Origin of the sequence: Mycobacterium sp. (assembly GCF_032161845.1) — a bacterium.
GTDB lineage: Bacteria > Actinomycetota > Actinomycetes > Mycobacteriales > Mycobacteriaceae > Mycobacterium.
Window position 1 is genome coordinate 1 of record NZ_JAVRQA010000016.1, and the last position, 14522, is coordinate 14522.

15 protein-coding genes are annotated in these 14522 nt (G+C 66.1%); 5 read left to right on the plus strand and 10 right to left on the minus strand.

The genetic code is table 11. The features are described 5' to 3' along the window. The coding region (locus tag QOD90_RS00900) for an MMPL family transporter (RefSeq protein ID WP_526345737.1) at positions 1-367 on the minus strand (367 nt) is incomplete at its 3' end. Continuing rightward, complete coding sequence (locus QOD90_RS00905; RefSeq protein ID WP_526345739.1) at positions 364-807, minus strand: MmpS family transport accessory protein; 444 nt, start codon at positions 805-807, stop codon at positions 364-366. The genes QOD90_RS00905 and QOD90_RS00900, both read right to left, overlap by 4 nt. Before the next feature lie 219 nt (positions 808-1026). Here QOD90_RS00905 and QOD90_RS00910 point away from each other — a divergent pair, with 219 nt between their 5' ends. Beyond that, positions 1027-1506: a MarR family winged helix-turn-helix transcriptional regulator gene (locus QOD90_RS00910; protein ID WP_526345741.1), complete on the plus strand. Its 480-nt coding sequence runs from the start codon at positions 1027-1029 to the stop codon at positions 1504-1506. Between the two features lie 53 nt (positions 1507-1559). Here the strand turns inward: QOD90_RS00910 and QOD90_RS00915 are convergent, their stop codons facing one another. The 4 genes from QOD90_RS00915 to QOD90_RS00930 form a co-directional block, all read right to left on the minus strand. Then, entirely contained in the window at positions 1560-3077 is a 1518-nt protein-coding gene (locus QOD90_RS00915) for an FAD-dependent oxidoreductase (protein WP_526345743.1), read from the minus strand. Between the two features lie 41 nt (positions 3078-3118). Next, the gene (locus QOD90_RS00920) at positions 3119-4210 is read right to left on the minus strand and encodes a 3-deoxy-7-phosphoheptulonate synthase (protein WP_526345745.1); all 1092 of its coding nucleotides are present in this window, start codon (positions 4208-4210) and stop codon (positions 3119-3121) included. Positions 4211-4426: 216 nt separating this feature from the next. Then, positions 4427-5047 carry a TetR/AcrR family transcriptional regulator gene (locus tag QOD90_RS00925; protein ID WP_526345747.1) on the minus strand — a complete coding sequence of 207 codons (621 nt, stop codon included), beginning with the start codon at positions 5045-5047 and terminating at the stop codon, positions 4427-4429. Positions 5048-5063: 16 nt separating this feature from the next. After that, a complete protein-coding gene (locus QOD90_RS00930) occupies positions 5064-5834 on the minus strand; it encodes an SDR family NAD(P)-dependent oxidoreductase (RefSeq protein ID WP_526345749.1) in 771 nt (256 codons plus the stop codon). 114 nt (positions 5835-5948) lie between these two features. Here QOD90_RS00930 and QOD90_RS00935 point away from each other — a divergent pair, with 114 nt between their 5' ends. Continuing rightward, positions 5949-6413: a VOC family protein gene (locus tag QOD90_RS00935; protein WP_526345751.1), complete on the plus strand. Its 465-nt coding sequence runs from the start codon at positions 5949-5951 to the stop codon at positions 6411-6413. Beyond that, entirely contained in the window at positions 6410-7420 is a 1011-nt protein-coding gene (locus tag QOD90_RS00940) for a zinc-dependent alcohol dehydrogenase (protein ID WP_526345753.1), read from the plus strand. Before QOD90_RS00935 ends, QOD90_RS00940 begins: the two co-directional genes overlap by 4 nt. Here the strand turns inward: QOD90_RS00940 and QOD90_RS00945 are convergent. Then, complete coding sequence (locus QOD90_RS00945; RefSeq protein WP_526345755.1) at positions 7407-8765, minus strand: MFS transporter; 1359 nt, start codon at positions 8763-8765, stop codon at positions 7407-7409. The two genes, QOD90_RS00940 and QOD90_RS00945, sit on opposite strands and share 14 nt — an antisense overlap. Positions 8766-9003: 238 nt before the next feature. Between QOD90_RS00945 and QOD90_RS00950 the strand changes: the two genes are divergently transcribed. Together QOD90_RS00950 and QOD90_RS00955 are read left to right on the plus strand one after the other, a co-directional pair. Beyond that, on the plus strand, positions 9004-10521 hold the full coding sequence (locus tag QOD90_RS00950) for an MFS transporter (RefSeq protein ID WP_526345757.1): 1518 nt from the start codon (positions 9004-9006) through the stop codon (positions 10519-10521). 11 nt (positions 10522-10532) lie between these two features. Further along, positions 10533-10700 carry a hypothetical protein gene (locus QOD90_RS00955; RefSeq protein ID WP_526345759.1) on the plus strand — a complete coding sequence of 56 codons (168 nt, stop codon included), beginning with the start codon at positions 10533-10535 and terminating at the stop codon, positions 10698-10700. 13 nt (positions 10701-10713) lie between these two features. Here the strand turns inward: QOD90_RS00955 and QOD90_RS00960 are convergent, their stop codons facing one another. From QOD90_RS00960 to QOD90_RS00970, 3 genes are all read right to left on the minus strand, one after another. Further along, positions 10714-11904: a GGDEF domain-containing protein gene (locus tag QOD90_RS00960; RefSeq protein ID WP_526345761.1), complete on the minus strand. Its 1191-nt coding sequence runs from the start codon at positions 11902-11904 to the stop codon at positions 10714-10716. Between the two features lie 399 nt (positions 11905-12303). Further along, positions 12304-12429 carry a hypothetical protein gene (locus QOD90_RS00965; protein ID WP_526345763.1) on the minus strand — a complete coding sequence of 42 codons (126 nt, stop codon included), beginning with the start codon at positions 12427-12429 and terminating at the stop codon, positions 12304-12306. Between the two features lie 77 nt (positions 12430-12506). Then, a partial coding sequence (locus QOD90_RS00970) for an isocitrate lyase/phosphoenolpyruvate mutase family protein (RefSeq protein WP_526345765.1) occupies positions 12507-14522 on the minus strand: 2016 nt, incomplete at its 5' end.

Below are 14522 nucleotides of genomic sequence, written 5' to 3' on the forward strand. Positions count from 1 at the left end.
CGGAGAACGGCTTGCCCCACAGATCCATGACGTACTGCACGTGCTGGGTGTCGTGCTTCAGCCGTTGCATCAGGTCGTCGTAGTACTGGTGGTCTTTGTCGTCCAGTGGGTGGTCGGCTTCCAGCACGACCATGGTCAGGCTGGTGGAGGTGGACTCCTGGAACTTCTCGCCGATGCGCAGCATCGCCACCTGCGATGGCGCGTAGGTCGGAACCATCGGACCGGCGAGTTCTGCGGCGGTGTCTTCGACCTTCGGAATGAAGGTGTTCGTCGTGACGGCGACGAGACCCCAGAAGACGATGATCGGGATGGCGAGGACGCGGACCGTCCTCGCGAAGAACGGTCGCTTTGCCTGGTGCGCGCTCACGCGGACTTCACCCGGCAGGTGACGTCGGCGTCCTGACGGGTCGCCGATTGTTCGTCGCGGACAACGCCATCGACGAGGATTCGGCAGTGTAGGTCGTCGCCGTGAACCTGCGCCGAGATGCTGCCTGAAACAACGGTGAGCGTGGTGGTCTCCGTCTGCGACCAGGGCAACGAGGTGAGGGTGACCGTGTGCGGATGCCCGTCGATGTCCATGTAGGACAGCATCCCGCTCTCACCGAGCGTGCCGTCCAGTTCGTAGGTCAACACCTTGGGCACGAACTCTTCGGGTGCCTGAGGTCCGTTGACGGCGAGCACGGGTCCCGGTGCCGAGGCTTGGTGCACCTTCCACATGCACAGCGATCCCACTGCGACCGCGAGCACCGCCACCAGGGGGAGCCAGGTTCTCGCCAGGAACTTCCTGGCGGCTGAACGTTGGCTCACTCGATCACCCTTCGCAACCCGGGCCAGCGCCTACCCGCAGCCATCAAACGAGATTTATATCCTATGCACGATGAATAGTTCAACTGCATGGCAGATGTTCACAGCATTCTGACAGGAACGTGATGCCGCACTTCAAATGCCAATCGAGGGCGGGAATTATGTGGTCCGCGAAAGCGTTTCCTGCCCGCAAGTGCATCACGTGAGTGATATAAACCTCTCATGGAACGAACGGTCGTTGGCGGAGTCGAGGTCATTGCCAAGATGGTCGAACTTGGGGCCGACACGATGTGGCGCTACCTCGCCGATCGCGAAGAGCTCAGTGCCAGCGCGACGCTGGTGCTGAACCGGTTGCATCGGGAAGGCCCGATGCGCTTGACGGCACTTGCCGAGGCCGAGGGCGCCAGTCAATCGGGCATGACGCAGTTGGTTCAGCGCATGGAGCGCCAAGGTCTGTTGGAGCGGTGGAGCGATCCCGATGACGGCCGAGCGTCGCTGGTCATGATCGGCGAGGCGGGCAAGCGGATGTGGGATGGGCGCGCTGACGTCCGCCACGCGCGCATCGCCGAGATGTTGGACGCGGTCTCCCCCGACGATCAGGTGTCGTTGTGGTTGGCGGCCCAGGTGGTGGTGCGGGTGCTCGGGCAAATGCGAGAGACCGCCGACGTGCGCGCGCGGGCGGGTGGCGACGTCAAGGGCTGACCCATGGCCGCTCGTTGCGTTCGCGACGCGAAGTCTGGGTCAAGCTACCGGACTCAGTCGACCAGCATTGCGTGGGCTGCCATCGCCGATCGAAGCTGATGGGCATCAATCGTGTTCCCGCGTAACGGAATCGATGCCGCGACGAACTGATCGGGCCGGACCAGGTAGATTCGGTCGGCTCGGAGGCGCTTCTGGGGATCGGCGGGAAAGGCCAATGGGCCGCTGATCCAGTCGGGCACTTCGGGCCGAGCGACGTCCGCCGCGCCGTAGGCGTGCAACTGCCAGGTCATGTCTCGCAGAGACTGTTGGTTGTCGGCCACCGGCGAGAGCCGCCGACCCACCGCAGGGTCGTCCGCCCATTCGGGTGTCGGCTGGCGGGAGTCGGCGAAGTGGTAGCGAATGCGGTACTGCCCTAGATAGCCGCCGAGGAGCGGTCCCAAGGGCGACCTCAAGAGCAGCGGAGCCACTCTGGCCACGATCGAACTGAACCGTCGTCGGAAGAGCGCGGTCGCCGGACTGCGTCGGCCGATGACGCCGAAGGCGCGGTCGGTCACCTTCACCAGATGCACTGCGACCGGCCGACGTTCACGTTCATAGCGGGCGAGCGTATCGTCGCTCAGCCGGCCTTGGCTGACGTCGGCGAGCAGCATCGCGAGGTTGTGGGCGTCCTGCAGGCCGGTGTTCATCCCCTGGCCGCCCACCGGGGAATGCACGTGTCCGGCGTCGCCGGCCAGGTACACCGAGCCGACCCGGAACCGGGAGGCGACCCGGTGATGAACGCGATAGGTGGAGAACCAGTCGACCGGGCCAAGCTCGAGACCAAGGTCGGTGCGCGCCGCGGTCAACGCCTCCTGTTCGGTGACTGCGTCATGCGGCGCAAGGGCAACGAGTCGCGTGTGACCGTCGGGGCCAAGGGGAAAGGCCACGGCGAAGGTCGCGTTGCCGAACCGCATCGCCAACGATCCTTCGGGGACACCCCGGACGCCGCGGATGTCGGCGACCCAGAACGTGGCGTCGTCGGTGACGCCGTCGAAGCGTAGGTCCAGTTCTCGGCGCACCGTCGAGGCGGCACCGTCGGCCCCGATGCACCATCGGGCACTCACTCGGGATAGTCCGCCGTCGGTGGCTTCGAGCAGGGCCTGAACGCGACCGTCCGGTTCGGCGGTGTGGTCGACCACGTCGACGAGTCGGTGATTCCACCGGACGTCGCGGCCGGCCCTCAGGAGCGCGTCGTACAGCAGGTGCTCGTTTCGGCTCTGTTCGAAGACGTGGATTCCGGGAAATCGGGTCGCGCCCTGCTGAATTGCGGTGATGCCAATGCGATTCGGGCCCGCCGCCGTACCGATCTGCATCGTTTCTGCGGAGTAGGCCCCGGCCAGCACCTGCTCGGCCAGCCCGAGCTGTTCATAGATTTCCATGGTCCGCGCCTGAACGGCCAACGCCCGTGACTCGCGAGTCGGTCCGGACTTGCGGTCGACGATCACGGCGGGCACTCCGCGCCTGGCCAGCGCCACGGCAGCCATCAGCCCCGTCGGCCCGGCTCCCACGATCAGCACCTCGGTGTCGGTCATTGCAATGTCGTCACGGCGAACTCCACTGGCACTCACCTTGATCAACCTAGTTGCGACGTCCTCGCCGACGCCGCCGTTTTGGCCTCGTGCAGTTGGGCGAGGACGTCGGCGGTCGTCGCGAAGTCCATGCATTCGTCGGTGACGGACTGGCCGTACACGAGCTGTCCTCCGACGGACTGGGAGCCGGCCACCATGAAGCTCTCCAGCATCAGGCCGCTGATGCCGCGCTCTCCGGCGGCGATGCGGATGGCAATCTCGCGGGCCACTTCGGCTTGGCGCTCGTGGTCTTTGCCCGAATTGGCGTGCGAACAGTCGACCATGACGTTGTCCGGCAGTCCCGCGGAGAGGAGGACGTCGACGGCGTTGGCGACGGATGCGGCGTCGTGATTCGGCCCACTGGACCCTCCGCGCAGGATCAGGTGGCAGTCGGGATTGCCCGCGGTCTCGACGATGGCGCCTCGGCCGAGGCCGTCGATTCCGAAGAAGACATGCTGTGCCGCAGCGGCTCTCACCCCGTCGATGGCAGGTTGGATGTTGCCGTCGGTGGCGTTCTTGAAGCCGACGGGCATCGACAGTCCCGACGCGAGTTGACGATGAATCTGGGACTCGGTGGTTCGGGCGCCGATCGCGCCCCAGGCCACGGTGTCGGCGATGTATGGCGGACTCGTTGGTTCGAGGAACTCGCATCCCACCGCCAGGCCGAGCGCTCCGATGTCGAGCAGCAGGGCTCGGGCAGTGCGCAATCCGCGCTCGACGTCGTAGGTGCCGTCCATGCCGGGGTCGTTGATGAGTCCCTTCCAACCGACGGTGGTGCGTGGTTTCTCGAAGTAGACCCGCATGACGATCTTGAGTCGATCGGCGTAGGCGACGGCCAACGGGGCCAGCAGGCGTGCGTAGTCCAGGGCGGCTACCGGGTCGTGGACCGAGCACGGCCCCACGATCAGGAGGAGTCGGTCGTCACGGCCGGCCAGGATCTCGACGATTTCGTCGCGATGGTCCCTGACCGCGTCGGCAACGCCGGGTTGGAGCGGGAGTTCGGCCCGGATCTGTTCGGGCGGGGGCACGGCGCGGAAGGAGACGATGCGCCGGTCCGAGGTGCTTTCGACGTCAATGGCGGCGCTGGTGATGGTCATGATGTGGTCGGGCTTCCTGTGAGTGGTTTACAGGGCGTACCCGTGCTCTATCCGGTGCCCTGAATGACAAAAGCAGCGACCGTGTGGTCGCTGCTGGGCTCCGGGTGGCGTATCGCGCGGTGGTCGTTAACGCGCATTATCCATGGCTCCACCCGGAGCCGAGATAAAGCGCCAATAGCTGCGCGTGCCGATGTTCACGTCACGAACCATACCCGCTCAGGTGTCGGCGCGTTCAGAGGCCACGGCCTTGGCCACTGCCTGCAGCAAGCGGGAGAGCTGCTCGGCATCGTTGATACCGCGGTCACCGGCAACGAGGCGGGTGAATACGCCGGCCAGGAAGGTGGTGACGGCCGTGGTCTGCGCCTTCAGCAATTCGGGATCGTCGGTGTCTGGCTGCAGGTGCGCGATGGCGTCACGAGCCATCGCATTCATCCTGGCGACGAATTCCTGAGACGTATCGGCCAGATCGGGGTCGCGAGCGGCGCGGAGCAGGAGTTCGTGTCGGGCTCTGTTGAGTGCGAGGCCGTCACCGGTGGCCTGCATCAGGGTCAGCCGCGCCAGATGGGCGAACGGCGCGTCGGGGTTGGCCGGTTCGTCGCGGACCAATTGCAAGTTGGCGACGTCGATTTCGGCGACGCGCTTGCCGACCCCGCGTAGCAGGGCTTCCCTGGTGCGGTAGTAGTACGACGTGGTGCCGTCGGGCATCTCGGCTTGGCGATCGACCTGTCCGTGGGTCAACCCGCGCGAACCTTGATCGGCCAGCACCTGAATCGCCGCGTCGCAGAGTGCTCGCCGACGTTCGTCACCGTCGCGTCTTCGTGGAGTCGAGATGGTCATGACCTTTCGATCTCGGTCATCGCAGGACGGTGCCGCCGTCGACGTTGACGACCTGGCCGTTGATCCACGCGCCTTCGTCGGAGAGGAGAAAGGCGACAAGTGCGGCGACGTCGTCGGTTTCGCCGACGCGTGGTGCGCGGATCCGCTTGAGCGCCGAGGCCTCGAGCTCGGGCCATTGTGGCGCTGACTGGATGGCCTCCGTCGCGGTGAAGCCGGGTGCGACGGCATTGCAACGAATGCCTTCCTTGCCCCATCTGGACGCGACATGTCTAGTGAGGGCGCCGATCCCGGCCTTCGCCGCGGCGTAGGCGGGCCTGACGGGTTCACCCTGAAACGCTGCGGCAGACGACATGTTCACGATCGCGCCGCCGCCGCGGGTCAGCATGCGGGGGATGGCGTGCTTCATGGCCACGACGTACCCGCGGAGGTTCACGGCCATGACGCGGTTCCAGATTTCGAGGTCGATGTCGACGACGTCGGTATCGGCGCGGATCGCGGCCATGTCGGCGCCCACGTTGAAGATCGCGTCGATGCCGCCGTAGACGTTGGCGGCCGTATCGATCAGACCGGCGACCGAATCCGGATCGGCCAGGTCGAAGGCGGCGGCGGACGCGACCCCACCCGCGGCGACGATGCGCTCGGCAGTTCGTTGCGCGGCCTCCCCGGCGAGATCGCCGACGACGACCCGGGCACCCTCCTCGCCGAGGCGGGCGGCGGTGGCCGCACCGATGCCGGTCGCACCCCCGACGACGACCACGACCCGATCGGTCAACCCGCGCAGTCCCATGAATCGCCCTTCGTCGAAGCATTGACTTCAGCTCTACGGTCCTAGAGTATCGCCTCTACGGTTCTAGAGGATGATTCCGGGCATTGCGGTCGGCATCGAAGTGGAGGGCACCGCATGAATTCCGTACCACTGGCCATCGCCGACAACTATCACGTTGGTTTGGTGGTGCCCGACATAGCCTCTGCGACAGCGCGTTTGACCACGGTCAGTGGGTACAGCTGGACCAAACCCGTGGAAGCTTCGTTGTCGGTGGTGACGGCCGACGGAGAGTTCGAAATGCCGTTTGGCTTCGTGTATTCGATCGAGGCTCCACACCTCGAGGTCATTCAAGAGGTGCCGGGCACCATCTGGACCGCATCGATCACTGGCGCAGCGCATCACCTCGGATATTGGGTCGACGATCTGCCACTGGCTGCCGCAGGCCTGGAGGCCGCTGGTTTCGTGTTGGAGGCACGACCGAGCGGCGACGAGTTGTCCACGTTCGCCTACTTTCTCGATCCCACCGGGGTGCGCATCGAAATCGTCGACCGCGCACTGTTTCCGGACTGGCCTGGGTTTCTGGAGATGATGAAGGCATGAAGGTCGCCACGGTGACCGGTCCCGGCACGACCGAAGTCGTCGAGGTGCCGACACCCGAAGCTGGCCCGAATGACGTTCTGGTCCGGATGCGCGCCTGCGGCATCTGCGGCTCCGATGGGTTCTACATCGCCATCGGAGGCATCCCGCCCCGGCAGGGGTGCACTCCGCTCGGTCACGAACCCGCGGGCGAGATCGTCGAGGTCGGCGCCGAGGTGACCGGCATCGCGGTCGGCGACCACGTCGTCGTCAACCCCATGGCGGCGTCGGGCGGCATCATCGGCAACGGCGGACCCAGCGGTGCGCTGGCCGACTACCTGCTCATCGAGAACGCGCAGCGGGGCGTCAGCCTCGAGGTGATCCCCGACCACATCCCCTGGGAGGTGGCCGCATTGAACGAACCGATGGCCGTCGCCCGCCACGGCGTCAACCGCTGCAGGCCGAAGCCTGGCGACAAGGTCGTCGTGTTCGGTGCCGGACCCGTGGGGCTCGGAGCCGTGCTGGCATTCAAGTCGCTCGGCGTAGCCCACGTGGTCGTCGCCGACGTCATTGCTGCCCGCCTCGAGAAGGCGCTGCAGGTCGGTGCGGACGTGGTCATCAACTCCGCGGAGGAAGACGTCATCGCGCGCCTCGTCGAACTACACGGTGAGGGCGAGGCGATGTTCCCTGGAAAGGCAGGCACCGACGTCTATCTCGACGCCGCGGGCGCCAAGCCCGTCGTCGACACTGCGTTGGCGGCCGCCAAGAGGGGAGCCACGCTCGGTATCGTCGGCGTGCACAAGGAGCCGGTTCCCGTCGAATTCGCCAACGTCATGAGCAACGAGATCACCATCGTCGGCTCGATGGGCTATCCGGACGAGATCTTCGAGGTGACAAAGGATCTGATCGCGAACTGGCAGACCTATGCGCTGATCGTCAGCCATGCGATCCCGTTCGACGACGTCGGCGAAGCGCTCCGGATGGCAGGCACGCCGGGCGCCACCGACAAGGTCGTCGTCACCTTTCCGTGAGGCGCTGAACCGGTGTGGTCGGCATGGCGAACACCGCGACGGCGGTCGCCACGGCGACGACGAGGACGCCGGCGAACACCGCCGCTGCACCCGACTGGATGGCAGTCGGACCGACGGACCGGATGTCACCGGCACCGAAGATCGAGTTCGCGATCGCACCGAAGACGGCGACGCCGACCGCACTACCGAGCGACCGCGCGAACATGTTGGTGCCCGTGACGACGCCCCGTTCCGCCCATCCCACACTGGACTGGGCAGCGATCAGCGTCGGCACCGCCAACAACCCCATCCCGCCGCCGATCACGAAGCAGACTGCCGCGACGACGGCGACGTTCGGTCGGTGCGCCGTCGCCGCCAGCACCGAGGCGCCGGCGATCACCAGGGCGGCTCCAACGACCGCGGTCCTCTTGAACCCCCATCGCAGATAGAGCCTTCCGGCCACGCTCGCGGTGGCGGGCCAGCCGATCGTGAGCGCGGCCAGCGCCAGACCCGCCACCAGGGGTCGGATGTGCAGCGAACCCTCGAGATACGTGGGCACGTAGGAGGTCAGTCCCATCAGGATGGCGCCGACGCCGAACGCGACGACGGTGGTGGCACACAGCAGTCGACGGGAGAACACCCACAGCGGCAGGATCGGCTCGACGGCCCGGCGTTCCACCAGTACGAAGGTCGCCAACAGCACGGCACCCGCCGCGAAGGCGCTGATGCTGGGAACGGAGTCCCAGGCCCAGGTCTGGCCCCCGCCGAGGACGCCAAGGACCAGAGCCGTCATCGCCACCGCCAGGAGCAGCGCGCCAAGGGAATCAACCGTCCGGCGGCGGGGTGTGATCGTCTCGTGGAAGTGCCGGTTGAACATCCAGGCCGCCACCAGACACAGCGGGATGTTGATGAGGAACACCCCACGCCAGATCCCCAGCTGGGAGAAAACGCCGCCCAGCAGCGGTCCGACGACCGACGAGACGGCCCACACACTAGCCAGGTACCCCTGCACTTTGGCGCGTTCGGCCACCGTGTAGACGTCCCCGACGATCGTCATCGCCGTGGGTTGGACGGCACCCGCGCCAAGTCCCTGGACTGCCCGAAAGACGATCAAGGCCAGCATGTTCCATGCCACGGCACACAGAATGGAGCCCACCAGGAACAGGGCGATGCCCCACAGCAGAATCGGTTTGCGGCCGAAGACGTCGGACAGCTTCGCGTAGATCGGCGTGGTCACGGCCTGTCCCAGCAGGTATGCGGAGAACAACCAGGGGAACTGGTGGAAGCCGCCCAGCTCGCCGACGATCGACGGCACCGCCGTCGCCAGAACCGTCGAATCGATGGCGACCAGACCGGTGCTCAGCATGACCGAGATGAGGACCGGTCCACGATCGGAGCGGAACCCGACAGCGGCCGTTGACGTCGAGCTCAAACGCCGCGCCCCTTCCGAGGTATGTCTGCAATTCCCACGAACGCGTCTTCGAGCCGTGGCCGCCGAAGAGAAATCTACGCCGAGGCCCTTCCGGGTTCCTGTGAGGTTTCGGACTCCGGGGCGGGGGGAACTGCGCGTTGGTCGGTGTGTGCTGATTCGCGAGGAGGCGATCATGGCGATACCCGCTGAGACTCAGGGCGGCGCGATCCGCAGTCTCATACCCGCCCGGATCGACCGGCTGCCGTGGTCGTCCTTCCACACCAGACTGGTGGTTGCACTGGGCGTCGCATGGATCTTGGACGGGCTCGAGATCACCGTCGCCAGCGCCGTCGCCGACACCCTCAGCCAGCCCGAGACGCTCGGGTTGTCGTCGGCCGCCGTCGGATTCCTGGCCACGGTGTACCTGGCCGGCGAGGTGGTCGGCGCATTGTTCTTCGGTCGGCTCTCCGACAAACTCGGCCGACGAAATCTCTTCATGGTCACCCTGGGCGTGTACCTGTTCGGCAGCGGCCTCACCGCGCTGACCCTTGGCAACGGAGCCGGCTGGGTCGTGTTCCTCTACGCGACCCGGTTCATCGCAGGCATGGGCATCGGCGGTGAATACGCGGCCATCAACTCGGCGATCGACGAACTCATCCCGGCCCGCTACCGAGGGCGCGTGGACATTGCGGTCAACGGAACATATTGGGCGGGAGCCATTCTCGGCACGCTCGGGACATTCGTCTTCCTCAAGGCAATGGACTTGAGCCTGGGTTGGCGGCTCGCCTTCCTGATCGGCCCGGTCCTTGGCCTTGTCATCCTTCTGGTGCGGCGTCACCTGCCGGAGAGCCCGCGGTGGCAGGTCATGAACGGTCGCGTCGACGAGGCCGAGGAATCGATCGCGTTCATCGAACGCGAAGTCGAGTCCACCGGTGCGACGCTGCCGCCCGTCGACGAGACGAAGGCGATCGAACTCAAGCCCACCGAGAAGATCGGCTACGTGGCCCTGACGCGAGTGTTGTTCCGCGAGTATCCGAAGCGGTCCATCCTTGGCGCCTCGTTGATGATCAGTCAGTCGTTTCTCTACAACGCGATCTTCTTCACCTACACCCTGGTGCTCGGCAAGTTCTACGGCGTGCCCTCGGGGTCGACTCCGCTGTATCTCATTGCGTTCGCCGTCGGAAACCTCGCGGGCCCGTTGACGATTGGCCACTTCTTCGACACGATCGGGCGCAGGAAGATGATCGCGGGCACGTACCTCCTGTCGGGTGCGCTGTTGGCCGTGAGTGCCGTGCTCTTCTACGCCGGAGTGCTCAACGCCATCACCCAGACCATCGCCTGGTGTGTGATCTTCTTCTTCGCGTCGGCCGGCGCCAGTGCGGCCTACCTCACGGTGAGCGAGATCTTCCCGCTGGAGGTCCGGGCGAAGGCGATCGCGGTGTTCTTCGCGATCGCCCAGTGCTTCGGCGCTCTCGGGCCGGTCGTGTACGGCGCGCTCATCGGCGACGGTTCGCGGCCCCTGCTGTTGTTCCTCGGCTATCTGCTCGGAGCCGCGGTGATGGTCGGCGGGGGACTGGTCGCGTGGTTCCTCGCCGTCGACGCCGAAGGAAAGTCGTTGGAGGACGTCGCGAGACCGCTGGCGGCGGCCGGCGCCAGTAGGCGCAGGGGTTCGGTGCGTGCCGAGGGCGCCTCCCGGCCCAATCTTCCCTGAGAGGACGGCGAATGGAACGTGAGTGCGAAGGTGGCGGCCGTGAAGTCCAGGAGGGTCCGCCGCCCGATGTGGCGATGACGTGCCCGGTGTGTGGCCGTGAGACCAAGGTCGACGTCGACGACGCCGATGGCGGTATGCGCCTCACCATCGCGCGTCACCAGCAGGTGGGCACTGCCTGAGCCGAACGTGTTCCTACGTCGTCGGGTCGTCGTCGACCGAGCCGTCGGAATCGATGTCTTCGAGTGAGGTGAGCCGTGGGTTCGCGGTGGCTTCGGTGCGCTGACCGCCGTTCCTGCGGGCGGTGTACACGTTGGCGGTGGCGATCGTGATGAGTTCCTCGACCACGTCGTGAGGTGGATGGCCGACGAGCGGGGCAAGCGGTGTCACCACGACGCCGATGCTCGCCGTCAACCGGTACGGAGCGGTGCGAACGGTGTGGTGGAGTCGCTCGGTGAGCACCGTGGCGTCGGTGGTGTTGAAGGTGTCGGCGATGAGGTACTCGGATGTGCCGACGTGGGCGAGGACGGCGTCGCGCCGGAGCGTCTCGCTGAGGCGCTGCCCGATCGTCACCCTGGCTTGATTGCCGCCGGCTTCGCCACCCATCGCGGTCAGCAGCGAGAAACTGTCGAGGCTGACCACCACTATTGCGAGGAAGCGGTCGTCGTCCCGGTGGCGGGCGGCGATCGTCGCGACGCGGTCGGAGAACGCGTCACGGGTCAGCAACCCGGTCAGCGGCTCGAGCTCCCCGTAGTGGACGTCGGTGTCGACCAAGCGAATCACGTTGCGGCAGACGAATACTACGAAGGCGTTGACCAGAACGAACAGTGCCACCGCGCACCCGGTGGCCACCGGCTCGAACCCGTCGAGGCGCACCGCCAGCGCGACGAGCGTCCCGGCTCCGACGAGCCACGTATAGGCCAGCAGCCAACCGTCGTGAAACAGCGCGGTGAACGCCGACACCACGATGAAGGCGCTGGCCCCCGTGAGGCCGAGCCTAGGTGCCTCGATGAGACAGGCCACGGCGATGCAGAGGCTGCCGATTCCCACGCACAGCTGTGACTGCAGGCGGGTGGGCCAGGTGGACCTCGACCACAGCGCCGCCATCGCGAGGCAGCAGGCCGACACCCCGGCGGCGAGCCAGCGGTTGCGCGAGCCCGTCGGGCCGAGATCACTGAGCATCATCGCCAGCGGTATGACGCTCAATCCGAGCATGGTGACCGCGGTCAGGCGGCAGGTGGCGCGTTGGAGACCCTTGCCCGCCAGAAACGACGTGAACCAGTAGTAGTGGTCCTCAGAACGAAGCCGATGCCTCACCGCGGCCAGCATGGTCAGCCCGACACCGGGTAGTCGTGGGCTGACCCGGTGCGGGCAAACTCGCAGCAACGGCCAAATGGCACGCCAGAACAGTAACCGAAGATTCTGGCTAATGGTTAATCTGCTGAAGAAGGAGTCGTTGGGCCCAGCGGCGGCGGATTCGCCGGGTTACTCCCTACCTGCCCGACGGCTCTGGCCCCGGTTCGACCTCGGGGATAGCGGTTCTCGTCGAGGTCCAACTCGCGGGCGAGCCGCCACGCGTCTTCCGGTGGTAGCGGCCGGATCTCCCCATCTGGCTCCGGGTCAGCTCGACCTCGACCGCGTACTCGTCGGCATGCTGCAGCAAAATCCAGCGCTTGCCGTCACGCGCGAACCGCCGGACCTGGCGGTAATAGCTGAGCTCACCGTCGTACTCGTCGAGGACGTCCTCGGAGCCGTGCCCGCTTGTGGCCCACCGCTCCCTCGTTCTCAGTCGTCGACTTCGGGTCCGATCAGGCCCGCCGACTTGGCGGTGGTGATCGCGCGATGCCAACCGAGCTCGGCGATCACCATCACGCCGAGCGCCGCGGCGACGGCCACCAGGGAAGCACTCATGGCATCAGGTTGCTTGGCCGACCTAATGCGCGGCCAAGACGAAGCTATGAAGTTCCTTTGAAAACGGGCTGACGGCGCTAGTCCTCCTTGCGGATCAGCCGCATCAGCGCCTCGCGGTCGGGCGCCAACAACTCGTCGATGCGCTCTTGGTTCACGTCGGCGACGACGATCTCGCCGACGTCCTGGTGGACGTTGGAGAAGATGCCGTGGGACTTCATCTTCTCGGTTTGATAGACGTTGTCCTCCGTCGGCGTGACGTAGTACACCGCGTCGGCCTTGAAGCGGTTGATCAACCAGACGTGAACCAGCGTCATCAGGCGCTTCTTGCGGAGCTGCTCGGCGAAGGTGTTCTGATCGCGCACCGTCAGGATGCTGCGTCCGTTGCGGTCCTTGATCGGGTCGACGAGCACGTTGGCGAGCTTCTCCTCACCGTCACCGTAGATGCCCAGCTCGAGGACTTCACCGCCCGCGCGCAGCGGCCGGAACTGGATGCGAAGCTTTTCGCCAAGGTCGTAGTGCTCGCCCCACAACGCCAGCCACTCCTCGAGCAGCTTCTTCGGCACCTCGGTCTGCACCAGGTGCTGGTGCTGTGTCGAACCCTTGCCCATCGACTTGGTCGTTGCCGTACGTCCCGACGAAGCGGCCAGTGCGGCATCGCTGCGTGGGCCGCCGACCAGGGTCTGCGGGGTTCGGTAGGGCGACTCGACCAGGCGCATCTTGCGCTGCAGGCGGGCCAACGCCAACATGCCGTCCTGGCGGAGTGCGGTGGCGAACTCTTCGGCCGCGACGCCGTCGATCTGGTGACCGCCGTAGGTCATGAAGTTGAAGACGAAGCCCATCTTGCCGATCTCCTCGGGGAAGGCCCGCATCTGATCGTCGGTCATGCCGGTGGTGTCCCAGTTGAACGAAGGGGACAGGTTGTAGGCCATCATCTTGTCCGGGTAGACGGCGCGGATTGCCCGCGCGAACTCCCTGGCGTCATCGAGGTCGGCCGTCTTGGTCTCCATCCACAGGATGTCGCAGAACGGCGCCGCGGCCAGCGACTTGGCGATCGCGTACGGAATACCGCCGCGGACCTGGTAGTAGCCCTCGGGAGTCTTGGCCCGTTCGCAATCCCACGGAACGTCGGCCCCCAGCTCCCTGGCCTTCTCGCGCGCGGCGTACAGCGAAGCGCCCTTGGCGAACTCCCGCCAATCTCCTGCCAACATGTCCAGCGGTTCGCCCTCGCGCTCGCGGAACGCCAGCAGCTCGGCCACCGCCTCGCCGTAGGTCTCCAGGCCGGCGTCCAGCTGCCAGGCATCGACGAACTTCGACTCGACGCCATCGAAGACGTCGTCGATCGACTGGCTTTTGTCGTTCTTCCACGATTCCGCGGCCTCGGCGACGGCCGCGGCGATGCCTTGGCGTTGAAGCCAGGCATCCGCGACCGCGTACTCGCCGTCGGGGATCGCGTAGAGCAGATGGCCGCGGATCTCGGTCACGCCCAGGTTGTAGAGGCTCCGCATCATGGCCAGGTAACAGGCCTTGTAGGGCGGCACCTTCAGGTTCGTCACGCCGAGCAGGAACGGCTGGTCGCGCTCATCGGCGCGACTGTCGATGAGGTTCGCTGCCTCGGCGTCGGTCCGCGCCACGATGATGCCCTGCACCCGCATGATGTCGAGCTGGAAGCGCGCGGTGTTGAGACGCTTGATCTGTTCGTCGGACGGGACCAGGACCTTGCCGCCCTGATGGCCGCACTTCTTGGTGCCTGGGCGCTGGTCCTCGATGTGATAACCCGGCACGCCCGCCTCGACGAAGCGGCGGATCAGATTGCGCACGTGTGGGTCTCCGCCGTGCCCGGTGTCGGCGTCGGCGATGATGAACGGCCGGTAGTCCGTCGCGGGGGTGGCGGCGCGCTGCGCGTCGGTCATCTTGAGCCGCAGGTACTGCTGGTTGCGGTCGGCCGTCAGCAGCGCACGCACCAGACCGGCAGCCTCGTCCGGCACCTGGCTCAGCGGATAGCTGGCGAGGTCGGGCCCGGGATCCTCGCTGATGGAGCCCTTGGCCGAGGTCGCCCAGCCGCCGAGGTAGATGCCCTCGATGCCCATCCGCTT